Genomic DNA, 22,845 nt, shown 5'->3' with positions numbered 1-22,845 from the left:
TGGACCGCCTCGGCCCGCGAGTTCGTCGGCTGCCCGGACACACGCGGCGAGCTCCCGCGTGAAGTGGATGCAACGGGGGCCGGCCAGTGCGGCCGGGCAGGAGCGTGCCGCGGCTCCGGCAGGGGTGCTCCAGGCGTGCTCCAGGGGTGCGGATCACTCCGGTGCCGGCTTCGGCGCCCACTCTTGCCGCCTAGCCATTTGCCTAATGGTCCTAGGTAAGTGCATAATTAAGTCTGTCGAAGAGGATGGTGCCCATGGTGCGAGCAGGACTGACCCCGGAACGACTCACACAGGCCGGAGCCGAACTGGCCGACGAGGTCGGCTTCGACAAGGTCACCGTCGCGGCACTGGCCCGGCGGTTCGGGGTGAAGGACGCGAGTCTGTACTCGCACCTGAAGAACTCCCAGGACCTCAAGACCAGGATCGCCCTGCTGGCCCTGGCTGAACTCGCCGACCGGGTCGCCGCGGCACTGGCGGGGCGGGCGGGCAAGGACGCCCTGGAGGCGTTCGCGAACGCCTACCGCGACTACGCCAGGGAACACCCGGGCCGCTACGCCGCGGCGCAGCTCCGGCTGGATCCCGAGGCCGCGGCCGCCAGCGCCGGCGGCAGGCACGCCCAGATGACACGGGCGATCCTGCGCGGCTACGACCTCACCGAGCCGGACCAGACGCACGCGGTCCGGCTGCTGGGCAGCGTCTTCCACGGCTACATCAGCCTGGAGGGCGGGGGAAGCTTCAGCCACAGCTCTCCCGGCACCCAGGAAACCTGGTCACGTGTCCTGGACGCCCTCGACGCCCTGCTGCGGAACTGGCCCGACCCAGCCTGACACGGCGGGCCCCACCCCAACTGATCAGCCATGTACGGAAAGACAGGCGGCGGAGAATGAGCACCCACCCGAAGCTGACCACCACCCCCCTCACCGAGGAGTTCCTGCGCGGCGCCCTCGAACTGGAGCGCACCGAGCGCGGTCTGCTGCCGCACCGGCTCCCCGCCCGTGCCCGCGCCCAGAACACCGACGGCCAGCTCGCGATGGCGGAGGCCCAGCCCTCCGGTGTGCGGCTCGCCCTCCGCACGGGAGCCACCGTCCTGGAGCTGGAGGTCCTGCCCACCAAGCGGCTGTACGTCGGTGCCCCCCCGCGCCCGGACGGTGTCTACGAACTGCTCGTCGACGGCCGGCACGCAGGCGGCACGACCGTGGACGGCGGGAACGTCCTGACCATCGACATGCGCACGGGCTCGGCCGGGCTCACTCCGGGGCCGACCGGCACCGCACGGTTCGCCGGACTGGCCCCCGGCCTGAAGGACGTCGAGATCTGGCTGCCGCACAACGAGACCACCGAACTGGTCGCCCTGCGCGCCGACGCCCCCGTCGAGCCGATGCCGCACCGGGGCCGCAAGGTCTGGCTCCACCACGGCAGTTCGATCAGTCAGGGGTCCGACGCCGCGAGCCCCACCACCACCTGGCCCGCGCACGCCGCCACGCTCGGCGGTGTCGAGCTGATCAACCTGGGATACGCGGGCAGTGCCCTGCTCGACCCCTTCACCGCCCGTGCACTGCGTGACACGACCGCGGACCTGATCAGCGTCAAGATGGGCGTCAACCTGGTCAACACCGACCTGATGCGCCTGCGCGCCTTCACCCCGGCCGTCCACGGCTTCCTGGACACCATCCGTGAGGGCCACCCGACCACACCGCTGCTGCTCGTCTCACCCATCCTGTGCCCCATCCACGAGGACACCCCAGGACCGAGCGCCGCCGACCTCGGCGCGCTGGCAGAGGGCAGGCTCAGCTTCCGTGCGGCGGGCGACCGCGCGGACGTCGCGGGCGGGAAGCTCACCCTGAACGTCATCAGGGACGAACTGGCCCGCATCGTCAAGCAGCGGGCGGCGGACGACGCGCACCTGTACTACCTCGACGGCCGCGAGCTCTACGGCGAGGCGGACTCCGCCGAGCTGCCGCTGCCCGACCAGCTCCACCCCGACGCGGCCACCCATCTGCGTATCGGCGAACGCTTCGCCGGGCTGGCCTTCCCCGCCGACGGCCCGCTCGCGGTCGCCGGGCTCTGACACCGGCTCCCCACGAGGCGGGGCCGGTCCGACGCTCCTCGCGTGAGGCTCCCGGGTTCCCTACGCGCTTCCCGTCACTGCGGGCGTCCCAGGGCCCAGCCCGACACGTCGGCCAGCCGGCCGCGCCACAGAGGGAGCCGCAGGGAACCCGTGCCGCCGAAGACCAGCGTGGCGTCCCTCAGATGAATCCAGCGCGGCAGCTGCGTCGAGCCGTCGTCGCCTCCCAGCTCCCGGATCCCCTGGTCGACCGTCTCCGGGAACTCCGCGATGAGGTTCGCGCCCTCGCCCTCGACCTGGCGCAGGCTTCGGGCCCAGTCCGCCTTCCACGCCTCGTGCCCGATCACGTCACCGTGCAGGACACCACCCGTCAGCGTGAGGGTGATGGGAAGGCTGGAGCGCATCTCCCTGTCCAGCAGCTGGATGAGCAACTGCAACTGAAGGTCCGGCACGGGCTCCGTCATCACTGCGGACGCGCCCGGCTGGGCTTCGACGGACTCGATCATGGTCCCACTCCCTTTCACCTGACAAACAGCAGGTGAATGCCCGTATGCCCCCGGCATGGACCGCCACACCCCGAGGAGCCGGTGGCCGGGGACGAGGCGCGAGCGCCCCCCGTACGTCACAGCCAGCGGCGGATCGGCAGGACGGCCGCCTCGCGCATCCGCTGCGTCACGGGTCGGCGCTTCCACCGGCCCCCCTCGATGAGCACGCTCCGCTGCACGTCCTCGTCGAAGTGTTCGTCCAAGGACGCGGTGAAGGCCGGATCCAGCACGGTGAGCATCACTTCCTCGTCGTGGTCGAGGGAGCGGCGGTTGAAGTTCGTCGAGCCGATCAGCGAGGCGACACGGTCCACCGTCAGGACCTTGGTGTGCATCATCGTCGGCTGGTACTGGTAGATCTTCACGCCGCAGGCGGTGAGGGCCTCGTAGTGGTGCTGTCCGGCCAGCTGGCACACCCGCTTGTCGGTGTGCGGCCCCGGCAGCACTATCTCCACGGTCACACCCCGCCGGGCGGTGGCACAGAGCAGCTCGATGAAGTACGTGTCCGGCGCGAAGTACGCCGTCGTCAGACGCACCCGCTCCTCGGCGGACTCCAGGACCACCCGGAGCAGGGTCTGCATGTCCTGCCAGCCGAAACTGGCCGAACCCCGCACCACCTGCACGACGGCGTCGCCACGGTGCTCGGCCTCGACGAACCTGTCCTGGTCGGTGAAGAGCTCGTCGTGGCACTCGGCCCAGTTCTGGGCGAACGCGGCGGCCAGACCGTCCACCGCCGGTCCCCGCACCCGCACATGGGTGTCGCGCCACTCACGCTCGTTGCGGGCGTCGCCGCACCACTCCTCGGCGATCCCCACCCCGCCCGTGAACGCCGTCAGCTCGTCGGTGATGAGGACCTTGCGGTGGCAGCGGTGGTTCTGCTTGAGGGGCGAGAGGTAGAGCGGCTTGCGGAACCAGGCCACCTCCACCCCGGCCTCGCTCATCATCGCCAGTTGGTCCTTCTCGATCAGCCGGCTCCCGAACCCGTCGAGCAGCAGCCGCACCCGCACCCCGGCGCGCGCCCGCTCCGACAGCGCCTCCGCGAAGTCCCGGGCCACGTCACCGCGCCAGTACACGAAGGTCATCATGTCCACGGTGTGCTCGGCGCCACGGATGGCACCCAGCATCGCGGCGAAGATCTGGTCACCGTTGCGCAGCGGGACGACCTCGTTGCCCTCGGTCGCCGCGATCCCGATCAGGCGTTCCAGCCGCCGCCGGAGCCGTTGCGCACGCTCCGTGTGGAGCTGGTCGTCGGATCTTGACGGGGTGGACTTCTCGTCTATGTGGCTGGTCATCTCTCACCTGGGTCGAACGGGATGCTGGGCAGGGGCGACTGTACTCCCGGACTTCTCGTGCCCAGGAGCCGACCGAGGAGCCGCCCTCGAAGGCCGGTGGTTCATCCGCCGGACGCCGGTCACGTCCGGCCGGGGCCCAGCCCGGCTACTGTCCCGAGCGCGGCCGACCATGCCGCACGTCGGGCGTGTACCTCGTCACTCCCGAGCGCCCGTGGCGAGAACCGCGGCGAGCGGGGCGGGGACCGGAGACCGGTCAGCGGTGGCTCAGCACGTTGACCACCCGGCCGTTGGGGTCGCGGACGAAGAACCTGCGTACGCCCCACTCCTCGTCCCGCAAGGGGTGCACCACCTCCGCGCCACCCGCCACCATCGCCGCGTACGCCGCATCCACGTCGTCCACCTCGACGCTCATGTCGGGCACCACCGGCGCGGTCCTGTCCCGGTTCATGAAGGTGATCTGCGCCGTGGGGTTGGAGGGGGAGGCGAGCGTCATCACCCAGCCGAGGTTCATGACCTCCTCGAAGCCCAGGAGGCCGTAGAAGTCCCGGCTCTCCTCCAGAGCGGCCTCCGACCGGATGTCGGGCATCACTCGGCGGACGGACATGAGCGCCTCCTGTTCGGCGTGCGGGAGCGGACGTGCCTGCCATTCTCGCCCGAGGTACCGACAGTCCGCGGGAACACGTACGGCCGACGGCTCCCGGCGCACACCGGGAGCCGTCGGCCGGGGGATCAGACCGCCGGGGCCGGGTAGGTCGGGTACTCCACGCCGGTGACGTGCTGGACGACCCGGATGACCTGGGAGGAGTAGCCGAACTCGTTGTCGTACCAGAGGTAGAGGATCGCGTTGTCGCCGTCGACCTTCGTGGCACCCGCGTCGACGATCGAGGCGTGGCGCGAACCGATGAAGTCGCTGGAGACCGCGTCCGGAGCCGTGATGAAGTCGATCTGGCGCCTGAGCGGCGAGGTCAGCGACACGTTGCGGAGGTAGTCGAGGACCTCCTCGCGGGTGGTGCCGCGCGCGAGCTGCAGGTTGAGGATGGCGATCGAGACGTCCGGCACCGGGACACGGATCGAACTGCCCGTGATCTTCGCCTGGAGGTCGGGCAGCGCCTTGGTGACGGCTGAGGCGGCACCGGTCTCGGTGATGACCATGTTGAGCGGCGCGGAGCGGCCGCGGCGGTCGGAGTCGTGGTAGTTGTCCAGCAGGTTCTGGTCGTTGGTGAACGAGTGGACGGTCTCCACGTGGCCGCGGAGTACGCCGTACTCGTCCGCCATCGCCTTCAGCGGCGGGACGATCGCGTTGGTGGTGCAGGAGGCACAGGAGATGATCTGGTCGTCCGGCTTGATCATGTCGTGGTTCACACCGTGGACGATGTTGAGCACGTCGCCCTTGCCCGGCGCGGTCAGGACGACCTTCGAGATGCCGGGACGCAGGTGCTTGGACAGGCCCTCGCGGTCGCGCCAGCGACCGGTGTTGTCGATGAGGATGGCGTCCTTGATGCCGTGCGCCGTGTAGTCGACCGCCGTCGGGTCGTCGGAGTAGATCACCTGGATCTCGTTGCCGTTGGCGATGATCCTGCTGTTCGCCTCGTCGACGGTGATCGTGCCCTGGAACTGGCCGTGGATGGAGTCGCGGCGCAGCAGCGAGGCCCGCTTGACGATGTCCTGCCCGGCGCCCCGGCGTACGACGATGGCGCGCAGCCGCAGGCCGTTGCCGGAGCCGGTCTTCTCGATCAGCAGGCGGGTCAGCAGGCGGCCGATGCGGCCGAAGCCGTAGAGGACGACGTCGCGCGCCTCGCGGCGTTCGGTCTTGTTCGCGCCCGTGGCGCCTGCCACCGCCTCGGCCGTGAAGTCCTCCACCGACAGGCCGTGGTCGTCGCTCCGGTAGGTCGCGGCGAGCATGCCGATGTCGATCTGGGACGGGCCGAGGTCAAGGGCGCTCAGCGCGCGCACGAAGGGCAGCGTCTCGGTGACCGAGAGCTCCTCGCCGGCTATCTGACGGGCGAACCGGTGGGTCTTGAGGATGCTGACCACCGACTTGTTCACCAGGGAGCGGCTGTGGAGCAGGATCGTGACGTCCCGCTCCCGGTGCAGCTTCCCGATGATCGGGATCATCGACTCCGCGATCTCCTCACGGGTCTTCCAATTGGTGAACGAGTCCTCGGTGGCAGTCACAAGTCCATCTTTCGAGCTAGGCGGTGCTCATATGTTAACCGCACCCGAATTCGCTTCGCCCCGGCGGTGTCGCCCGCGGGCCCGGCCGGGCCCGCGGGCGGTAGCCGGACGGCAATCTGCCTGCGGTGATCCGATGACGCGAGGCCGGGGGCGCGCGCCGTTCCGGGGGAGCCGCCGCGAGGCCGGGTGCGCACCCGTGCGGTCGGCCGCGCCCAACTCCGGGCGGCCTGTCCGCCCCGTCGCATAGTCTGCTTACCCATGAGCACCCTGCAGACCGTCCACGACGTGCCCGTCCTGATGTGCCCTCCCGAGGGCGAGACCGTCCGTGGTGAGAGCGAGGCCCTGGATCTGATCGGTGACGCGGGCTACCAGGGCGCCCGGTGGGTGGTCGTTCCCGTCGGACGCCTCGACGAGAGCTTCTTCCGGCTGGAGACCCGAGTCGCCGGCGACATCGTCCAGAAGTTCGCGAACTACCGGCTCGGGCTCGCGGTGATGGGTGACGTCTCGCGCCACACGGCGGACAGTTCCGCCCTCCGGGACTTCGTGCGTGAGTGCAACCGGGGGCGCCAGACGTGGTTCGTCGCCGACGCCGACGAGTTCGGCGAGCGCCTGAAGGGCTGACGGTCCGACCGGGGGCGAGCCGGCGCCGGGAGGGGCCGGGTCGCCCTTGGCGGGGCGATCACCGGGTCGGGCGGACTACCGCGCGGTGTCGGCCCGCGTCTCGTCGGCGTCGAGGATCGAGATCTCCAGCTTGCGGAGCAGTCGCGCGAGCTGCCGGCGCTCCGAGGGGGACAGCCCCGTGAGCATCCGGTTCTCGTTGTCCAGGTGCTCGGCGAACGCGGTGTCCACCGTGGCGAGTCCCTTCTCCGTCAGCCGGGAGTAGACGACCCTGCGGTCCTGGCCGTCCCGTTCACGGACGATGAGGCCGTCCTTCTCCAGCCGGTCGATCCGGAGGGTGACCCCCGCCGACGACACCAGCCCGGAGTCGGCGAGCTGCCCGGCGGTCAGCCGGTAGGGCTCGCCCGACCTGCGCAGCGCGGTCAGTACGTCGAAGCCCGCCACGGACAGGCCGTGCCGCTCGATGGATTCGGTGAGCCCCGCGCTGTAGCGCAGGAAGGAGCGGTGGAGGCGGGCGAGGACCTCGAGCGGGCTCGTGTCCAGCTCGGGCCGTTCACGGGCCCAGTCCTCGACGACCTTCGCCACGGCGTCCTGGTCCCCTGGCCTCGATGCTGCCATCTCATCCCCTTGTACGGCTCCGGCCGGCGTCCCCCCGGCTTCTCACGGCACTGAGAATCTTACCGCTGAGGCGATGCGAGGATCGGCCCACGGGACCGGCGAGCTTCACCACCCCGGTCCGCCGGTCCCGAACGGGCCCGCTCACGCGTTGAGTTCCTCCAGCGTCCGCCCCTTGGTCTCCACGGCGAACCACGCGATCACCGCACCCACCGCGCCGACCACCGCGAGTTGCGCGAAGACCAGGGCCAGGCTGCCGCCCGCGCCGATGACCGCACCCACGGCGACCGGGCCGAGGATGACGCCGAAGCGGTTCCACAGGCCGCCGAAGGCCGCGCCCTTGGCCCGGTTGCGCGTCGGGTACAGCTCGGGGGAGTAGAGGTAGAGCCCCGCGTTGATCGCGTAGAGGAAGAAGGTGGTGCACGAGGCGAAGAGCGCGACCTGGCCGCCCGACGTCGCCCCCGCGAGTGCGAGCACGGCGAGTGAGAGCACGGTCCCGACGAACGCCCCGACCAGTGCGGGCCTGCGGCCGATGCGGTCGATGAGCATGGCCACGACGAAAGTGCCCAGCAGGCCGGTGACGTTGCTGAGCAGGGTGTAGACGAGCGCCGTGGTGAGATCCAGGCCGAACTCCCTCGTGTAGAGCGAAGGCAGCCAGGTGGAGATGCCGTGGTTGACGTAGTACGCCACGAACCACAGCCCCGACAGGACCGCCGTGCGGCGCAGGTAGCGTCCCCGGAACAGGTCGCCCAGACGTCCCCCCGACGTCTCCTCCGGATCGTCCGCGGAGGGTGCGGGCGGCGGCAGTTCCGCCGAGGTCGCGCGGGCGACCTCGGCCTCGATCCGGGTGATCGCCTCTTCGGCCTCGGCCGTACGCCCCCTGGCCAGCAGCCATCGCGGGGACTCGGCGACGTGACGGGGCAGCATCGCGCCGATCACGACCGGGAGTGCCCCGACGAGGAACATCGCGCGCCAGCCGAAGGCGGGAACCACCCATACGGCGAGGAGGGTGGCCGCCGCGAGCCCTGCCGGGAAGATCATCTCGTAGAGCAGGACGAACCGGCCGCGCTTGTCGGACCTGGCGATCTCGTTGATGTAGGTGGCCGCGACCGGCACGACGCCACCGATCCCCAGCCCCTGCGCGAACCGGAAGACCGAGAAGGTCTCGATGCTGCCGGAGAAGGCCACGGCGAGGCTCGCGACCCCGGTGACGACCACGCCGAGGGCGACCGTGCGTACCCGCCCGACGCGGTCGCCCAGCCAGCCGGCGGCGAGGGCGCCGACCAGCATTCCGATGGACGCGGAGGTGACGGCGAAGGTCGCCTGCCCGGTGCTCAGGTGCCACTCCTCCGTCAGGACGGGCAGCGCGGACGCGGCCAGCAACTGGTCGAAGGCCTCGAAGAAGGTGACGGCGCCGATCAGGAACCGGACCTTGACGTGCCAGCGCGAGTGCGGCAGCCGTTCAAGTCTCGCGGCTACGGAACCGATTGCTGGCTTGCCGGCCACAGTCGTCATGGAGGGTGTCCTTCCGCAGGCAGTCGAGTTGCCGAGACAGTAGGGGGATGTGCCTAAGTGGTCAATAGTTAAGGACTTAGGAAACATGTTCCCGGCGACCCGGTGACCATCATCGACTCCATGGATGCCGTGCTCAAGGCCGCTCGGGCAACGATTTCAGCTCGGGGGCTTGTGTCGAGAAACTTAAGCCCTTAGATTTCTAGCACTTCGGCAGTCCGGTTGCGGTAGCCCGACGGCCCTGTCCGCACCCGGAGTCCACCCGCTCTCACGTCTCGCCCGGAGGTCTCCCCATGCCGCAGTTCCCCACCGAAATCCTGATCGCGGGCCAGTGGCGGCGTGGTGCGGGCGAGCCCGTCGACACGACCGATCCGGCGACCGGACGTGTGCTCGCCACCGTCCACTCCGCATCCGCCGGCCAGGTCGCCGAGGCGGCGGAAGCCGCGGCGGAGGCGATGGCGGACCCCGCCTGGCGCGATCTGCTCGCCCATGACAGGGCCCGCCTGCTGCACCGGATAGGCGAACTCACCGAGCGGGCCGCCGACGAGCTCTCCGCGCTGCAGACCGCCGACACCGGCAAGACGCTCACCGAGACCAGGGCGCTCGCGCTCAGCGCGGCGGCCACCTTCCGCTACATGGGGGCGGCCCTGGAGACCGCCGAGGACTCGGTGACTCCGTCCCGTGGCCCGTACGTCACCGTCGGCGTGCACGAGCCGATCGGTGTCGTCGGCGCGATCAACCCCTGGAACTCCCCGGTCGCCAGCGACGCGCAGAAGATCGCCCCCGCGCTCGCCGCGGGGAACGCGGTGATCCTCAAGCCCGCGGCCTGGACCCCCCTGGTCTCCCTGGCGCTCGCCCGGCTGATCACCCGTGCGCTCGAGGAGTTCCGCCTGCCCACGGCCCTGCTCTCGGTGCTGCCCGGGAGCGGGAGCGTGGTCGGTGACGCCATCGTGCGGCACCCGCTCGTCGCCCGGATCGGATTCACCGGCGGCACGGAGACGGGCCGGTCGATCGCCGAGACGGCCGCCCGCAGACTCGTTCCCGTCTCGCTGGAGCTCGGCGGCAAGTCCCCGACCATCGTGCGCGCCGACGCGGACGTCGAACAGGCCCTGGCCGGAGTGATGTTCGGGATCTTCTCGTCCAGCGGCCAGTCCTGCATCGCCGGCTCACGGCTCTTCGTCGCCCGTGAGATCCACGACTCGTTCGTCGGCGAACTCGTCCAGCGCGTACGCGCTCTGCGCGTCGGCCCCGGCACCGATCCCACCACCCAGGTGGGCCCGCTGGTGCACCACCGCCACCGCGACTCCGTCGCCGCCTACGTCGACCTCGCCCGCTCCGAGGGCGCGCGTGTGCTGTGCGGCGGCGCGGCGCCCGAGGGGGAGCTGTACGAAGGCGGGGCGTACTACCTGCCCACCGTGCTCGACGGGCTGGCCAACAGCTCGCGAACCTGCCAGGAGGAGATCTTCGGCCCGGTGCTGGTCGCCCTTCCCTACGACGACGAGGACGACCTGGTCCGCCAGGCCAACGACTCCGCCTACGGCCTCGCCTGCGGCATCTGGACCCGGGACCTGCGGGCCGCCGGGGCACTCGCACGCCGTATCGAGGCCGGAACCGTCTGGATCAACACGTACAAGCAGTTCAGCGCCTCCACCCCCTTCAGCGGATGGAAGGACAGCGGCCTCGGTACGGAGAAGGGCCGCGACGCGATCCGCGCCTACCAGCGCCAGAAGTCCCTGTACTGGGGCACCTCGGACCACCCGCTTCCCTGGGCCAACTGACCCGGCACGCACGCCAGCTCGTCCTGGAGGACTCATGCACCAACCACCGCCCGGTCCGATCGCCCGGCTCCGCTCGCTGCGCTACGTCGAGCTGCACACCCCGGCCTTCAGCGAGGCCGCCGACTTCTACGAGGACGTCTGGGGCCTCGAAACCGTCGAGTCCGACACCGGCACCCGCTGGCTCCGGGGCACGGGCGACGAGCACCACGTCCTGCGCCTCACCGAGCGCGACCGGGTCGGCCTCGGCAGGATCGCCTTCGCCGTCGCCACACCCGCCGAGGTCGACCGGGCGGCGCGGCGCCTGGAAGCCAGGTCCCTCACGCCCGTCGCCGGGCCCGGCCCGCTCGACCAGGCAGGCGGCGGCTACGGGCTGCGGTTCACCGACCCCGAAGGGCGCCTCATCGAGATCAGCGCCCAGGTCGAGGCCGTCGCCCCGCGCGGCCGGGACGGAGCCGTGCCCGTCGGCGTGACGCACGCGGTGCTCAACACCACCGACATCGACGCCGCCGTCGCCTTCTACACCGATGTGCTCGGCCTGCGCGTCTCCGACTGGTCCGAGCATCAGATGGCGTTCCTGCGCTGCAACAGCGACCACCACTGCATCGCCTTCAACCAGGCCGAGTGGACCTCGCTGAACCACGTGGCGTACGAGATGACCTCGGTCGACCACTTCATGCGGGGCCTCGGACGGCTGCGCCACCACGGGATCACCCCCCGGTGGGGACCCGGCCGTCACGGCCCCGGGAACAACACCTTCTCCTACTTCACGGACCCCTCCGGCCTGGTCTGCGAGTACACCTCCGAGGTCGCCCAGATCGTCGAGGACGCCTGGATCGCCCGGGTGTGGCGGCGGGTCCCCGAACTGTCCGACCTCTGGGGCACGGCCGGTCCGCCGTCGGAGGGGATCCGCCGCAGCATGGCCGGCTCCCCCGACCCCGGCCCGCCGGTGTGTCCCGGCACCCCGGCCCCTGGCAGCCCCGCCCCGCTCGACGCCCAGGAGGCAACCGCATGACCCACGTCCGCAAGGTCGCCGTCGTCGGCTGGGGCGCCATCGGCCGTGTCGTCGGCACCGCCCTCGCCGAAGGCCGGGTCGCCGGTGCCGAGCTCGTGTGCGTCGTGGACAACCGTCCGCTCGGCGATGCGGCCCCCGTACGGCAGGCCACCTTCGAGGAAGCACTGGACGCCTGCGACCTCGTCGTCGAGGCCGCCGGGCAGGGCGTCGTACGCGAATGGGGTGAGCGCGTCCTGGCCTCCGGCACCGATCTGCTGATCGCGTCCACCGGCGCGCTGACCGACGACGGGCTCACCGAGCGCCTGCTGTCCGCGGGCCCCGGGCGGGTGTACTTCACGGGCGGTGCGGTCGGCGGTCTCGACCTGCTCCAGGCGGTGCGTTCGCTCGGCCCGCTCGACGAGGTCCGGCTGACCACCACCAAGCTCCCGTCCACCCTTGAACAGCCCTGGATGGACGAGGAGTTGCTGACCCTCATGCGGACGGCGACCGGGCCGGTGGAGGTCATGTCCGGAACCGCCCGCGAGATCCCCGTCAAATTCCCCAGGTCCACGAACGTGGCCGCCTCGGTCGCACTGGCCGTCGGCGACCTGGACGCCGTGCGGGTCCGGGTCGTCGCCGACCCCGCCGCCCACCGCACCCGCCATGTGATCGAGGCGGCCGGCGGACACGGCACCTACCGCTTCGAGGTGGCGCACCGGCCCGACCCGGCCAACCCCGCCACCAGCCAGGTGGTGCCGTACGCCGTGCTGCGCAGCCTCGCCGCACTCGCCGGCCGGACCGGGCAGATCCTGTGACCGCCCTTGCCGGGCTCCGCACGGACGTCCACGTCGAGGAGGCGGGTGACCACGGCCCCCTGCTGCTCTGCCTGCACGGCATCGGCTCCTCCTCGGCCGCCTTCGCACCGCAGCTCGCCGAACTCTCCGCCTACGTACGGGTCGTGGCCTGGGACGCACCCGGATACGCCGCGTCCCCGGACCCCGAGGGGCCCCTCGACCTCGACGGCTACGCCGACACCGCCGCGGCACTCATCAGGGAGCGCGCCTCCACCGCGCACGTCCTCGGCGTCTCCTGGGGCGGCGTGATCGCACTGCGGCTCGCCGCCCGCCACCCGGAGCTGGTCGCCTCGCTGGTCGTCGCCGACTCCAGCCCCGGCTCGGGCACGGACGAGGCCAAGGCTGCCGGTATGCGCGCCAGGGCCGCGGACCTCGCCGAGCTGGGCCCCCGCGCCTTCGCCGAGGCGCGGGGCCCGCGCCTGGTGTCGCCCGCCGCACCGGACGAGCTCGTGCGGCGCGTCGTGGACACCATGGCCGCCTCGGTACGGCTCCCGGGATACGCCTACGCCGCCGAGTCCATGGCCTCCGCGGACCTGCGCGCCGAACTCCCGTCCATCGCGGCCCCCACCCTCGTGCTCTGCGGCGACCAGGACCGGGTCACTGGCGTCGAGGCGGGCCAGGCCGTCGCCGGAGCGATCCACCGGACCGCCTACGTGATCGTCAAGGACGCCGGTCACCTGGCCAACCAGGAGCAGCCCGGGCACTTCAACGCCTGGGTGCTCTCACACCTCCGAATCACCGCCTCCATCCCCGAGTAGGAGCCTCCACCATGCCCCTGACCACCGACGCGTACGACAACGGCGACGACCTGTCCGCCTACACCGACTCGCTCATCGCCACCAAGGCCTCCAGGGTCGCCGACTTCGACACCCTGTCCTTCCAGGAGAAGGCGGGTCCGCAGTTCCGCCGCGGTCAGATCCGCTACGTCGGCTCCGGAGCCACCGGCAACCACGAGAGCGACAGCCGGATCCTCCCCTCCGGGGGGTTCACCTTCTCCAACATGCTGCTGCCGCCCGGCGCCGAGGGCCCGGCCCACACTCACCACGACGTGGAGGAGGCCTTCTTCGTCCTGGAGGGCGAGGTCAGGGTCGGCATCCACCGCGGCGCCGAGGAGGCCGAGTACCGCACCCTCGGCTACCGCGACATGATCGTCGTCCCCGCCGGAGTGACCCGGTCCCTCAAGAACGAGGGCGACACCGACGCCCTGTTCTGCGTCGTCATCGGAACCCGGAAGCCGCAGGTCCCGAGTTACCCCGAGTACTCGCCGATGCACGGCGTCACCCGTGGCTGACCGGCCCCCGGCAGGCCGGCGCACCGTCGTCGTCACCGGAGCGGGCCGTGGCCTCGGACTGGCCATGGCCCGCCGGGCGGGCACCGACGGCTTCCGGGTCGTCCTCGCCGAACTGGAGGAGGAGCGGGGCGAGCGAGCCGCCGCGGAGCTGCGCGGGCAGGGCATCGACGCCCACTTCGTGCGCTGCGACGTCGCCGACCCCGCCTCGGTGGACGCGCTGGCCGGCGCCGTCCGGGAACTCGGCCCGCTGTACGGCCTGGTCAACAACGCGGCGCTCGCCAACGGAGTGGGCGGAAGCGAGTTCCAGGACATCGACGTCGAGGTGTGGGACCGGCTGATGGCGGTCAACGCCCGCAGCCCCTGGCTCGTCTCGAAGGCCCTGTATCCACTCTTCGCCGAGCCCGGCCGCATCGTCAACCTCGCCTCGGACGCCGCACTGTACGGCTCCCCGCGCCTGGCCCACTACATCGCCTCCAAGGGCGCCGTCATCGCGCTGACCCGCGCCATGGCACGCGAACTCGGTGAGAAGGGCATCACCGTCAACGCGGTGGCCCCCGGCCTCACCGAGTGCGAGGCGACCGCGACCGTGCCCGCCGAGCGCCACGACCTCTACCGCGTGAACCGGGCCATCTCCCGGCCGCAGCAGCCGGACGACCTCACCGGGATCGTCTCCTTCCTGCTCGGCGAGGAATCCCGCTATCTGACCGGACAGGTGATCGCCGTCAACGGCGGCTTCACCATGAACTGAAGCGCAGGAGGAACCTGTTATGGATCTGGGCCTCGCCGACCGCACCATCGTGGTCACCGGCGGCAGCTCGGGCGTCGGCCTGGCCACGGTCCGCGCCCTGCTCGACGAAGGCGCCCGCGTCGCCACCTGCGGCCGCGACACCGACCGGCTCGCCGCCGCGGCCGCCGGACTCGGCGCCGGGCGTGACCGGCTGCTGACGGCGGTGTGCGACGTACGGGACGCCGATGCGGTGCGGGACTTCGCCGGCCGCGCCGCCGAGGAGTTCGGCGGGATCGACGGACTGGTCAACAACGCCGGACAGTCCCGGATGAAGGGACTCGACGACTCCACCGCCGAGGACTGGCGCGACGAGCTGGAGCTGAAGTTCGCCGGGGTGCTGAACCCCCTCCAGGCGGCGCGTCCGCACCTCGCCGCCTCCGGAGCGGCGAGCGTCGTCAACATCAACGCGGTCCTCGCCAAGCAGCCGGAGACCCGGCTCATCACGACCAGCGCCGCCCGTGCCGGCATCCTCAACCTCTCCAAGTCCCTGTCCGCCGAACTCGCCGGCGACGGCATCCGGGTCAACTCCGTCCTGCTCGGACTCGTCGACACCGGTCAGTGGACCCGCCGCCACGCGGCGGCGGACTCCGGCCTGTCGTACGAGCGATGGCAGGCGGAACTGGCCGCCGACCGGGGCATCGCGCTGGGCCGCCTCGGCCGGGCCGAGGAGGTCGCGTACGCGGTTCTCACCCTGCTCTCGCCCCGTGCCTCCTACATCACCGGCACCAGCATCGACGTCTGCGGCGGCGTCGGCCGCTCCATCCTCTGAGGAGACACCATGCGTCACGACAACGGAGGCGATCTCCTCGTCACCGTCCTGCGCGAACTCGGCATCGACACCGTCTTCGGCATCGTCAGCGTCCACAACCTGCCGCTCGTCGAGGCCGTCGACCGTGAACTGCGGTTCGTCCCCGTGCGGCACGAGGCCTCCGCCGTCAACGCCGCGGACGCCTACGGCCGGGCCCGGGGCACCCTCGGCTGCGCCCTGACCTCGACCGGCACCGGCGCGGGCAACGCCGCGGGGTCGCTGATCGAGGCGCTCAGCGCGGGCAGCTCCGTGCTGCACGTCACGGGCCAGGTGGAGAGCGAGTTCCTGGGCGGCGGACGGGGATTCATCCACGAGACCAAGGACCAGCTCGGCATGCTAAGCGCCGTCTCGGCGTACGCGGCGACCGTGCCCGACACCGGGCGGGCCGGCCGGATCCTGCGCGAGGCGGCCCGCCGGGCGCTGACCGCGCCCGGCGGACCCGCCAGCGTGGAGTGGCCGGTCGACCTCCAGTACGCGGAGCAGACCGACGAACCCGTCGCGTACGAGGAGCCCGCCCCCGTCGCCCCGTCGGACGGTGAACTCGCCTCCGCCGGAGCCCTCCTGGCCACGGCACGCCGTCCGCTGATCTGGGCCGGCGGAGGTGCGAACGCTGCCCGCGGCGAGCTGGCCCGGCTGCTGGACGCCACCGGCGCAGGACTCGTCACCTCGAACTCGGGCCGGGGCGGTGTGCCCGAGGACCACGCTCAGGTCGTCGGGAACTTCGCCACCACCCCCGCCGTGCGCGCCCTGCTCGCCGACGCGGACCTCCTGCTGACCATCGGCACGCACTTCCGGTCGAACGAGACCGCGGACTACACCCTGCGACTCCCGCAAGCACACATCCAGATCGATATCGAGGCCGCCGCGCTCGGCAGGGTCTACCCGGCCACCCACCAGCTGCACGGTGACGCGGCCGGCGTCCTGGCGGCCCTGCTCCCGCACGCGGTGTCCGCCGAACCCGGCTGGACCGAACGCGTCGGCGCCGTCCGCACCGAGGTGCGCGCGATCCTGCGCGACGGCATCGGGCCGCAGGCCGCTGTCTGCGACGCGATCCGCGCGGCCCTTCCCCGCGAGGCCGTCGTCGCACGCGACGTCACCATCCCCTCCAGCAGCTGGGGCAACCGCCTCCTGGAGATGTACGACCCGAAGGACAACGTCTTCCCGCGCGGCGGAGGCATCGGACAGGGACTGGGCATGGGCATCGGCGCGGCGCTCGCGCGGCCCGACGCGCCCACCGTGGTGCTGGCGGGCGACGGCGGTCTCGCCGTCCACCTGGGCGAACTCCTCACCCTCGCCCAGGAGCGGCCCCGGCTGACCCTGGTCGTCTTCAACGACGGGGGCTACGGAGTCCTGCGCAACATGCAGGACCGCTACGCCGAGCGGCGGTCCGGGGTCGACCTGACCACCCCGGACTTCGAGTTGCTGGCCCGCGCCTGCGGACTGCCGTACGCGCGCGTGGCTGCCGAGGAGCACGCGGGGCCGGTGCTCGCCGAGGCCGTCGCCTCGGACGGACCGACACTCGTCGAGGTCGATCTCGACGCCCTCGGCCCGATGAAGAACCCGTTCACCCCGCCCGTCAGGATCCCGGGCCGATGACCGGGCACGGCCGGAACACCGGCAAGGAGGCGACAGACATGTGCGAGGACCCGCTGCGGCTGATGGTCCGCCGTATGACCTGGGAGGCCGAGGGCGTCCTGTCCGTCGAGCTGACCCACCCCGACGGCGAACCCCTGCCCGCCTGGACCCCCGGCGCGCACCTCGATGTCCACGCCGGCGGCCGGATCCGCCAGTACAGCCTGTGCGGCGACCCGGACACTCCCGACGTCTACCGCATCGGAGTACTCGACGAGCCCGCCTCGCGCGGTGGTTCGCGCTTCGTGCACACCCAGCTGCGGCCCGGCCAGGAGATCACCGTCTCCCGGCCGCGTAACCACTTCGTACTGGAGGACGTTGACGCCTACGTGTTCGTCGCCGGCGGAATCGGCATCACCCCACTGCTGGCCATGGCCCGGGAGGCGGCCCGCCGGGGGGCCGGGTGGCGCATGGTCTACGGCGGAAGGAGTCGGGACTCCATGGCGTTCACCGGCGAACTGGACGCGCTCGGCGGAGACACCACGCTCGTCCCGCAGGACGAGAACGGCCACATCGACCTGGACGCCGTGCTCGCCCGGCTGCCCGCCGGCACCCTCGTGTACGCGTGCGGCCCCGAACCGCTGCTCGCCGCCGTCGAGGAGCGCTGCCCCGCGGACCGGCTGCGCCTGGAGCGGTTCACCGCGCCCACCGTGGAACGCACCGGCGACGACGAGGAGTTCGAGGTCGAGTGCCGTACCTCGGGCACGACGCTCACCGTCGGCGCCGGAACCTCCGTCCTTCAGGCCGCGGAGGAGGCCGGACTCACCGTGGGCAACTCCTGCCGTGAGGGGATCTGCGGCTCCTGCGAGACCCGGGTCCTCCAGGGGACACCCGACCACCGCGACTTCCTGCTCAGCGAGGCGGAACGGGCCGCCGGCACCTCGATGATGATCTGCGTCTCGCGGTGCGCCTCCGGCCGGCTCGTCCTCGACCTGTGACACCTCCCCCCACCGCACCCTCAGGAGACACCGTGACCGACACCTGGCCCTACCTGGACGTCCACCAGTCCCGTACCCATGAGCCCACCCCGTACGAGTACAAGCTCGCCGCCACCCTCGAAGAGGTCTTCACCCGTGAGGGCCACGAGCTCGCCGACGTCGTGCGCGGACTCAACACGCGCCAGGTCCACGCCGCCGACGGCAGTCCGTGGACCGAGGAGTCCTTCCGCGCCGAGATGAACCGACTGGGAGCCTGACCATGACGCTGTCGTCCTCCGCCACCGCGGACCACATCTACGCCACCGGCCTGCGCAACCAGTGGCACCCGGTCGTCCCCTCGCACTTCGTGGCCCCCGGCGCGATGCGCAGGGTGACCGCGCTCGGTGAGCAGTGGCTGCTGTTCCGGCGCTCCGACGGAGCCCTGTCCATGCTCGCGGACCGCTGTCCCCACCGCGGCGCGCCGCTGTCGCTCGGCAAACACCTCGGCGACCGCGTCGCGTGCTGGTACCACGGTGTCGAGGTCGAGCCCGACGGGACGGTCTCCTCCGTCCCGGGGCTGCCCGGGTGCGGCCTGGAGGGCAGGAAGCTGGTCACGTCGCTGCCGGTACGCGAGGTCGGGGGCGCGGTCCTCGCGTACTTCGGCGACGAGGAGCACCCCGAGCCCGCCGAGCTGACGCTCCCCGAGCCGCTGACCGACCCCGGCGTGGACGCCTTCCTCTGCTACGCCGAGTGGAACTCGCCCTGGCGCTACGCCGTGGAGAACCTGCTCGACCCGATGCACGGGGCGTTCCTGCACCATGACTCGCACACCATGTTCGACGGTGACACCACGGCCAAGTTCCGCATCCGGGAGACCGGCCGCGGTTACTTCTTCGAGAAGACCGACCAGCGCGGCGTCAACTTCGACTGGGTGGAGCTCTGCCGTACCGGAGTGGACTGGGTCGACCTGTCCATCCCCTACCCGCCGTCGGCCGGTCCCGGCGGGGCGTTCGGTATCGTCGGCATGGTCTGCCCGGTCGACGAGCGGCGCAGCGGCGTCTTCTTCTGGCGCTACCGCCGGGTCGAGGACTGGCAGCGCGCGTCCTGGCGCTTCCTGTACCGGACGCTGATCGAGCAGCGCCACTGGGACGTCCTGGAACAGGACCGCGTCATGCTGGAGGCCATGCCGGCCGACGCCGACCAGCGCGAGAACCTCTACCAGCACGACCTCGGGGTGGTGCGCCTGCGCCGCCTGTACCGGGCGGCCGCCGAGGAGCAGTCGACGGCGGTGCCTACGCGCGGGTGAGGCGTGTCCCCGGTACGGCGGCGCTGACGTCGGGTGCGGCGCCGTACCGGCCCCGTTCGAGGTGTGTGTACACGCGGCGCAGCAGTGAGCCGAAGCGTTCGCGTTCCTCCCGGGTCAGCGGGGCGAGCAGCTCGGTCTCGGTCGCCGACACGTCGGCGTCGAGGGCGCTCAGAGCGCACCTGCCCGCCGCTGTCAGGGCGACCTCGATGCGGCGGCGGTCGGCAGGGTCGCGGGCGCATTCGACGTAACCGGACCGGACCAGGTCGTTGACGGATCTGGTGAGGTCGCTCTGGTTCATGTCGAGCCCTGAGGCGAGGTCGCCCTTGGACAGCGGGCCGGCGTCGTCCAGCATAGCCATGATCGTCAGGTGCCACAGCCGCAGCCCGTGGGCCGTCAGCCGCTCGGTCAGTCTGCGTCGCGCGGCTTTGCCCGCCGCGTACAGGAGATAGGTGTTGAGGTCGAGCACGCTCGACGGTGTCCCGCCCGCGGGCCGCGGAACGGAGCTGTCGGGGTCCCGTGGGCCCGAAGTGTCGTGCACCGTCAGGGGGGAGGCCTGCGGGGGCATAGTTCTTCCTCCTCGGAACAACGACGGGTGATGCTTAGTTAAGCAAGCCTAACCTTAGTGCGCAATGGCCCGTGTTCCGAACGGAGTTGACGCGGTGTGTCGTGCGGCCGCGCGAATCGCGCCGACAAGGCCCGTCGGAAGGGCCGAGGCGGAGGCGGGGGCGACGCGCGGTCCGGCCCGCTGACGCCGTCAGCGGGCCGGAGGTTCAGCTCGGGATGCGCCGCCGGCCTCTCGCCGCCGCGACCAGTTCCTGAACCGTCGCCAGCTTGACCCTGGGGCGGCCGTCCCTGCGGCCGAGCGCGAGTTCGACGCGCTCGATCTCCGCCAGGCCCCGGGCGTCCACGATCCGCCTGTTGCGGCGCCGCGCGAGCCGACGGAACGCCTTGGCCCCGTGCTCGGGAGCGGGCAGCGCCCCGGCGACGACGTCGTCCAGCAGCGTGCCGACCGTCTCCGCGGCGCAGGACCTGTTGGCTCCGATGCCCCCGGACGGGCCGCGCTTGATCCACCCCACGACGTACGTTCCCTGTCGTCCCGTCACCCGTCCCGCCACATGCGGAACGGTTCCGGTGGCCTCGTCGAACGGCAGCCCGGCGACCGGCACGCCGCGTTGGCCGACAGCCCGCAGCAGCAGTCCGGCCGGGATCTCCCGGCTGCCCGTCGTACCGCTCCCTTCCGTGACCCGTACGCCGAGCACGGCGTCGTCGCCGATCACTTCCCGCGGCGACGAGTGGAAGCGGAACACGATGCGACGTCCCGCGGACGGCGTGCGGGACCAGTCGACCCTCTGGCGGGCGACACCGGTCAGCAGCGCGGCCCTGTCGTCGGGTCGCGCCGCGTCGATCGCCGCGCCCACCCTCGGGTCGTGGTCGTCCACGACCAGTTCCACGCCGGGCAGATGCTTCAGCGCCAGCAGTTCGGACCTGGTGTACGCGGCGTCCTCGGGGCCGCGCCGTCCCAGCAGCACCACCTCGCGCACGGCGCCGGCGCGCAGCGCGTCGAGCGCGTGGCCTGCGATGTCACCCGCGGCCAGCGCGTCGGGGTCCGACACCAGGATCCTTGCCGCGTCGAGGGCGACGTTGCCGTTGCCGACCACGACGACCCGCTCCGCGGACAGGTCCACGGCGTCCGGGGCGACGTCCGGATGGGCGTTGTACCAGGAGACGAACGTCGACGCGCAGACGCTGCCGGGCAGGTCCTCACCCGGTATCCCGAGCCTGCGGCCGGCCGGTGCGCCGACCGCGTAGATCACCGCGTCGTGGTGTGCGGCGAGCTCCTCCGGCGTGACGTCCCGGCCCACCTCCAGACCGAGGTGCATGCGCACCCTGGGGTGGGTGTGGAACCTGGCGAAGGTGTCGCCCGCCTTCCTGGTCGGCAGATGGTCCGGTGCCACGCCGTAGCGGATCAGGCCGCCCGCGACGGGCAGCCGGTCGATCAGGGTCACCTCGGCGCCGGTGTGCAGCAGCAGGTCCTCCGCGGCGTACATCCCGGCCGGTCCCGTGCCGACCACCGCGACCCGCGGCGGGGCGAAGTCCGACGGCAGGGTGCGGTCGAAGGACGGCCCGGCCCACACGTGGAAGTTCGGCCCCTCGGGCGCCGGTGCGGGCTCCCGGTCCGCGAAGTACGCCGCGTTGAGCGGTCCGTACTCCTGCTGCGAGGCGGGCAGGCTGTCCAGCGGGAAGACCGCGTCCACCGGGCAGGCGTCGGCGCAGGCACCGCAGTCGATGCAGGACTTCGGGTCGATGTACAGCATCTCCGTCCGGCCGAAATCCGGTTCCTCCGGCGTCGGATGGATGCAGTTGACGGGGCACACCGAGACGCAGGTGGCGTCACTGCAGCACGTCTGGGTGATGGCGTAGGTCATGTCGTCCGCTCAGATCAGATGGGCGCGCTTGTAGAACATCAGGGCGGGCTTGGTGAGCAGGCGTGCCGAGGCCAGGAAGTCCATGAGGCCCGAACAGCTGGACCGCATCATGGACTTGTGGTGCTCGTTCGCCTTCGCCTCGTCGAGAGCGCGCTTCGGGTCGAGTCCCGCGTTGGCGTAGACGCCCTTGTTGACCATGCTCGTGACGATGACGTACGAGGCGATGGCGATGACCAGCGCGTTGATCCGGCGTCGCACCGGACCCGCGCCGCTCAGGTGCTTGCGGGTCTCCGCGCGGGCGAACTTCATGTGCCGGGATTCCTCGACGACGTGGATGTTGTTGATCGTGCGGACGAAGGGGACGACCCGCTCGTCGCGCATCCAGTCGCGCTGCATGACGTCGAGGACCTCCTCGGCGACGAGGATCGCCGCGTACGCCGCCTCGCCGAACGCCAGGGTCTTGAAGGCCCGGCCCATCTCCACCGCGAACCGGTGCGGCCGGTAGGCGGGAGCGCCGAGCTTCTGAGCGCCGCGGGCGAACATGATCGAGTGCCGGCACTCCTCGGCTATCTCGGTCAGTGCCCACTGCACGTCGGCGCTCGTCGGGTCCTTGGCGTAGACGTCGCGCAGGATCATCTGCTGCAGGATCATCTCGAACCAGATGCCCGTGCTCGCGACCGAGGCGGCTTCCTGGCGCGTGAGCTCCGTGCGCTGCTCCTCGCTCAACTCCGCCCAGTAGGCGGTGCCGTACAGGGTGCTCCACTCCGGGCTCGCGCCGTGGTACGCCTTGTCCAGGGGCGTGTCCCAGTCGACCTCCGTGGCGGGGTCGTAGGCCAGCGTCGCGGCGGATTCGAGCAGGCGGCGGGTGAGGTCGTCCTCGGGAGGCCGGTCCTGGGAGTCCGGCCGAACGGTGCTGCTTGCCATGGTGCGGCTCCTCGGTTCGTCGGCGATTGTCCTTGGTGCTTTCACAGCACGGTTTCGGTGACGGTCCGTCATATGCCGTGCTGTCGAGCGTGTATGACGGCAGCGGCGAGCAGGGGATGGGTGTGGGCCTCGCCCGGGCGGCCTTCCGTCCCGCTTGTTAGACGCAAGGTATAGCAAGGACTCCGGGCGGGCCTACCCCCCAGTAAGAAATGTGCGCGAGTCCTCGCGATATCTCCTTGCGTACACGGATGCGTGCGCGGATGCGTGCAGGGTCGGCGGCCCTGTCCGGAGCGCCGAACGTGCCGAGCCCGG

Annotated in this window: 23 protein-coding genes; 14 read left to right on the top strand and 9 right to left on the bottom strand. The window is 71.4% G+C overall.

Annotated features, from left to right (window positions below):
• Positions 1 to 254: 254 nt before the first annotated feature.
• Both AB0I83_RS19345 and AB0I83_RS19340 read left to right on the top strand, forming a co-directional pair.
• On the top strand, positions 255 to 827 hold the full coding sequence (locus AB0I83_RS19345; protein WP_363305449.1) for a WHG domain-containing protein: 573 nt from the start codon (positions 255 to 257) through the stop codon (positions 825 to 827).
• Positions 828 to 883: 56 nt separating this feature from the next.
• The gene (locus AB0I83_RS19340; RefSeq protein ID WP_363305448.1) at positions 884 to 2,068 is read left to right on the top strand and encodes an SGNH/GDSL hydrolase family protein; all 1,185 of its coding nucleotides are present in this window, start codon (positions 884 to 886) and stop codon (positions 2,066 to 2,068) included.
• A gap of 74 nt (positions 2,069 to 2,142) precedes the next feature.
• Here the strand turns inward: AB0I83_RS19340 and AB0I83_RS19335 are convergent, their stop codons facing one another.
• From AB0I83_RS19335 to AB0I83_RS19320, 4 genes are all read right to left on the bottom strand, one after another.
• On the bottom strand, positions 2,143 to 2,571 hold the full coding sequence (locus tag AB0I83_RS19335) for a hypothetical protein (RefSeq protein WP_356537615.1): 429 nt from the start codon (positions 2,569 to 2,571) through the stop codon (positions 2,143 to 2,145).
• 116 nt (positions 2,572 to 2,687) lie between these two features.
• Positions 2,688 to 3,899 carry a phospholipase D-like domain-containing protein gene (locus tag AB0I83_RS19330; RefSeq protein ID WP_363305447.1) on the bottom strand — a complete coding sequence of 404 codons (1,212 nt, stop codon included), beginning with the start codon at positions 3,897 to 3,899 and terminating at the stop codon, positions 2,688 to 2,690.
• Positions 3,900 to 4,152: 253 nt separating this feature from the next.
• Positions 4,153 to 4,503, bottom strand: a complete 351-nt coding sequence (locus AB0I83_RS19325) for a VOC family protein (RefSeq protein WP_356538273.1) — start codon at positions 4,501 to 4,503, stop codon at positions 4,153 to 4,155.
• A 125-nt stretch (positions 4,504 to 4,628) separates the two neighbouring features.
• Positions 4,629 to 6,074: a glyceraldehyde-3-phosphate dehydrogenase gene (locus AB0I83_RS19320; RefSeq protein ID WP_356536136.1), complete on the bottom strand. Its 1,446-nt coding sequence runs from the start codon at positions 6,072 to 6,074 to the stop codon at positions 4,629 to 4,631.
• A 258-nt stretch (positions 6,075 to 6,332) separates the two neighbouring features.
• Between AB0I83_RS19320 and AB0I83_RS19315 the strand changes: the two genes are divergently transcribed.
• Entirely contained in the window at positions 6,333 to 6,695 is a 363-nt protein-coding gene (locus AB0I83_RS19315) for a DUF4180 domain-containing protein (protein ID WP_356536137.1), read from the top strand.
• Positions 6,696 to 6,770: 75 nt separating this feature from the next.
• Here the strand turns inward: AB0I83_RS19315 and AB0I83_RS19310 are convergent, their stop codons facing one another.
• Both AB0I83_RS19310 and AB0I83_RS19305 read right to left on the bottom strand, forming a co-directional pair.
• The gene (locus AB0I83_RS19310; RefSeq protein WP_356536138.1) at positions 6,771 to 7,310 is read right to left on the bottom strand and encodes a MarR family transcriptional regulator; all 540 of its coding nucleotides are present in this window, start codon (positions 7,308 to 7,310) and stop codon (positions 6,771 to 6,773) included.
• A 141-nt stretch (positions 7,311 to 7,451) separates the two neighbouring features.
• Positions 7,452 to 8,822 (bottom strand): MFS transporter, encoded by a 1,371-nt coding sequence (locus AB0I83_RS19305; RefSeq protein ID WP_363305446.1) that lies wholly within the window; start codon positions 8,820 to 8,822, stop codon positions 7,452 to 7,454.
• A gap of 290 nt (positions 8,823 to 9,112) precedes the next feature.
• Between AB0I83_RS19305 and AB0I83_RS19300 the strand changes: the two genes are divergently transcribed.
• Genes AB0I83_RS19300 through AB0I83_RS19250 form a run of 11 tightly spaced genes read left to right on the top strand, consistent with a single transcriptional unit; the run spans position 9,113 to position 19,183 of the window.
• Complete coding sequence (locus AB0I83_RS19300) at positions 9,113 to 10,597, top strand: aldehyde dehydrogenase (protein WP_363305445.1); 1,485 nt, start codon at positions 9,113 to 9,115, stop codon at positions 10,595 to 10,597.
• Positions 10,598 to 10,631: 34 nt separating this feature from the next.
• On the top strand, positions 10,632 to 11,609 hold the full coding sequence (locus tag AB0I83_RS19295) for a VOC family protein (protein WP_363305444.1): 978 nt from the start codon (positions 10,632 to 10,634) through the stop codon (positions 11,607 to 11,609).
• Positions 11,606 to 12,403 (top strand): aspartate dehydrogenase domain-containing protein, encoded by a 798-nt coding sequence (locus tag AB0I83_RS19290; protein ID WP_363305443.1) that lies wholly within the window; start codon positions 11,606 to 11,608, stop codon positions 12,401 to 12,403. Before AB0I83_RS19295 ends, AB0I83_RS19290 begins: the two co-directional genes overlap by 4 nt.
• Complete coding sequence (locus AB0I83_RS19285; protein ID WP_363305442.1) at positions 12,400 to 13,200, top strand: alpha/beta fold hydrolase; 801 nt, start codon at positions 12,400 to 12,402, stop codon at positions 13,198 to 13,200. Before AB0I83_RS19290 ends, AB0I83_RS19285 begins: the two co-directional genes overlap by 4 nt.
• 11 nt (positions 13,201 to 13,211) lie before the next feature.
• Positions 13,212 to 13,733, top strand: coding sequence for a cupin domain-containing protein (locus AB0I83_RS19280; RefSeq protein ID WP_356536144.1), 522 nt, complete (start codon positions 13,212 to 13,214; stop codon positions 13,731 to 13,733).
• Positions 13,726 to 14,481 carry an SDR family oxidoreductase gene (locus tag AB0I83_RS19275; RefSeq protein WP_356536145.1) on the top strand — a complete coding sequence of 252 codons (756 nt, stop codon included), beginning with the start codon at positions 13,726 to 13,728 and terminating at the stop codon, positions 14,479 to 14,481. Before AB0I83_RS19280 ends, AB0I83_RS19275 begins: the two co-directional genes overlap by 8 nt.
• 19 nt (positions 14,482 to 14,500) lie before the next feature.
• Positions 14,501 to 15,289, top strand: coding sequence for an SDR family oxidoreductase (locus tag AB0I83_RS19270; protein WP_363305441.1), 789 nt, complete (start codon positions 14,501 to 14,503; stop codon positions 15,287 to 15,289).
• Positions 15,290 to 15,298: 9 nt separating this feature from the next.
• A complete protein-coding gene (locus AB0I83_RS19265) occupies positions 15,299 to 16,924 on the top strand; it encodes a thiamine pyrophosphate-binding protein (protein WP_363305440.1) in 1,626 nt (541 codons plus the stop codon).
• 38 nt (positions 16,925 to 16,962) lie between these two features.
• Positions 16,963 to 17,898 carry a PDR/VanB family oxidoreductase gene (locus AB0I83_RS19260; RefSeq protein WP_363305556.1) on the top strand — a complete coding sequence of 312 codons (936 nt, stop codon included), beginning with the start codon at positions 16,963 to 16,965 and terminating at the stop codon, positions 17,896 to 17,898.
• Between the two features lie 32 nt (positions 17,899 to 17,930).
• Positions 17,931 to 18,155, top strand: coding sequence for a recombinase-like helix-turn-helix domain-containing protein (locus AB0I83_RS19255; protein ID WP_103517693.1), 225 nt, complete (start codon positions 17,931 to 17,933; stop codon positions 18,153 to 18,155).
• 2 nt (positions 18,156 to 18,157) lie between these two features.
• Complete coding sequence (locus AB0I83_RS19250; RefSeq protein ID WP_363305439.1) at positions 18,158 to 19,183, top strand: aromatic ring-hydroxylating dioxygenase subunit alpha; 1,026 nt, start codon at positions 18,158 to 18,160, stop codon at positions 19,181 to 19,183.
• On the opposite strand, the gene AB0I83_RS19245 is transcribed toward AB0I83_RS19250, so the two are convergent.
• The 3 genes from AB0I83_RS19245 to AB0I83_RS19235 all read right to left on the bottom strand — a co-directional run bounded on the left by AB0I83_RS19245 (position 19,170) and on the right by AB0I83_RS19235 (position 22,533).
• Positions 19,170 to 19,748, bottom strand: coding sequence for a MarR family transcriptional regulator (locus tag AB0I83_RS19245; protein ID WP_363305438.1), 579 nt, complete (start codon positions 19,746 to 19,748; stop codon positions 19,170 to 19,172). The two genes, AB0I83_RS19250 and AB0I83_RS19245, sit on opposite strands and share 14 nt — an antisense overlap.
• Positions 19,749 to 19,953: 205 nt before the next feature.
• A complete protein-coding gene (locus tag AB0I83_RS19240) occupies positions 19,954 to 21,609 on the bottom strand; it encodes an FAD-dependent oxidoreductase (protein ID WP_363305437.1) in 1,656 nt (551 codons plus the stop codon).
• A gap of 9 nt (positions 21,610 to 21,618) precedes the next feature.
• Positions 21,619 to 22,533: a diiron oxygenase gene (locus tag AB0I83_RS19235; protein ID WP_363305436.1), complete on the bottom strand. Its 915-nt coding sequence runs from the start codon at positions 22,531 to 22,533 to the stop codon at positions 21,619 to 21,621.
• Between the last annotated feature and the right edge of the window lie 312 nt (positions 22,534 to 22,845).

The sequence above is a fragment of the Streptomyces sp. NPDC049970 genome, assembly GCF_040660235.1.
Lineage (GTDB): Bacteria > Actinomycetota > Actinomycetes > Streptomycetales > Streptomycetaceae > Streptomyces.
The sequence above is the reverse complement of the archived record's forward strand: the minus strand, read 5'-3'. Positions and strand labels throughout refer to the sequence as shown.

Bases quoted from the DNA above. Each gene is read 5' to 3' on its own strand.
- AB0I83_RS19340 (WP_363305448.1), top strand. From the start codon at position 884: ATGAGCACCCACCCGAAGCTGACCACCACCCCCCTCACCGAGGAGTTC.
- AB0I83_RS19260 (WP_363305556.1), top strand. From the start codon at position 16,963: ATGTGCGAGGACCCGCTGCGGCTGATGGTCCGCCGTATGACCTGGGAG.
- AB0I83_RS19295 (WP_363305444.1), top strand. From the start codon at position 10,632: ATGCACCAACCACCGCCCGGTCCGATCGCCCGGCTCCGCTCGCTGCGC.
- AB0I83_RS19300 (WP_363305445.1), top strand. From the start codon at position 9,113: ATGCCGCAGTTCCCCACCGAAATCCTGATCGCGGGCCAGTGGCGGCGT.
- AB0I83_RS19265 (WP_363305440.1), top strand. From the start codon at position 15,299: ATGCGTCACGACAACGGAGGCGATCTCCTCGTCACCGTCCTGCGCGAA.
- AB0I83_RS19290 (WP_363305443.1), top strand. From the start codon at position 11,606: ATGACCCACGTCCGCAAGGTCGCCGTCGTCGGCTGGGGCGCCATCGGC.
- AB0I83_RS19280 (WP_356536144.1), top strand. From the start codon at position 13,212: ATGCCCCTGACCACCGACGCGTACGACAACGGCGACGACCTGTCCGCC.
- AB0I83_RS19335 (WP_356537615.1), bottom strand. From the start codon at position 2,571: ATGATCGAGTCCGTCGAAGCCCAGCCGGGCGCGTCCGCAGTGATGACG.
- AB0I83_RS19325 (WP_356538273.1), bottom strand. From the start codon at position 4,503: ATGTCCGTCCGCCGAGTGATGCCCGACATCCGGTCGGAGGCCGCTCTG.
- AB0I83_RS19305 (WP_363305446.1), bottom strand. From the start codon at position 8,822: ATGACGACTGTGGCCGGCAAGCCAGCAATCGGTTCCGTAGCCGCGAGA.
- AB0I83_RS19270 (WP_363305441.1), top strand. From the start codon at position 14,501: ATGGATCTGGGCCTCGCCGACCGCACCATCGTGGTCACCGGCGGCAGC.
- AB0I83_RS19250 (WP_363305439.1), top strand. From the start codon at position 18,158: ATGACGCTGTCGTCCTCCGCCACCGCGGACCACATCTACGCCACCGGC.
- AB0I83_RS19330 (WP_363305447.1), bottom strand. From the start codon at position 3,899: ATGACCAGCCACATAGACGAGAAGTCCACCCCGTCAAGATCCGACGAC.
- AB0I83_RS19245 (WP_363305438.1), bottom strand. From the start codon at position 19,748: ATGCCCCCGCAGGCCTCCCCCCTGACGGTGCACGACACTTCGGGCCCA.
- AB0I83_RS19240 (WP_363305437.1), bottom strand. From the start codon at position 21,609: ATGACCTACGCCATCACCCAGACGTGCTGCAGTGACGCCACCTGCGTC.
- AB0I83_RS19345 (WP_363305449.1), top strand. From the start codon at position 255: ATGGTGCGAGCAGGACTGACCCCGGAACGACTCACACAGGCCGGAGCC.
- AB0I83_RS19235 (WP_363305436.1), bottom strand. From the start codon at position 22,533: ATGGCAAGCAGCACCGTTCGGCCGGACTCCCAGGACCGGCCTCCCGAG.
- AB0I83_RS19310 (WP_356536138.1), bottom strand. From the start codon at position 7,310: ATGGCAGCATCGAGGCCAGGGGACCAGGACGCCGTGGCGAAGGTCGTC.
- AB0I83_RS19315 (WP_356536137.1), top strand. From the start codon at position 6,333: ATGAGCACCCTGCAGACCGTCCACGACGTGCCCGTCCTGATGTGCCCT.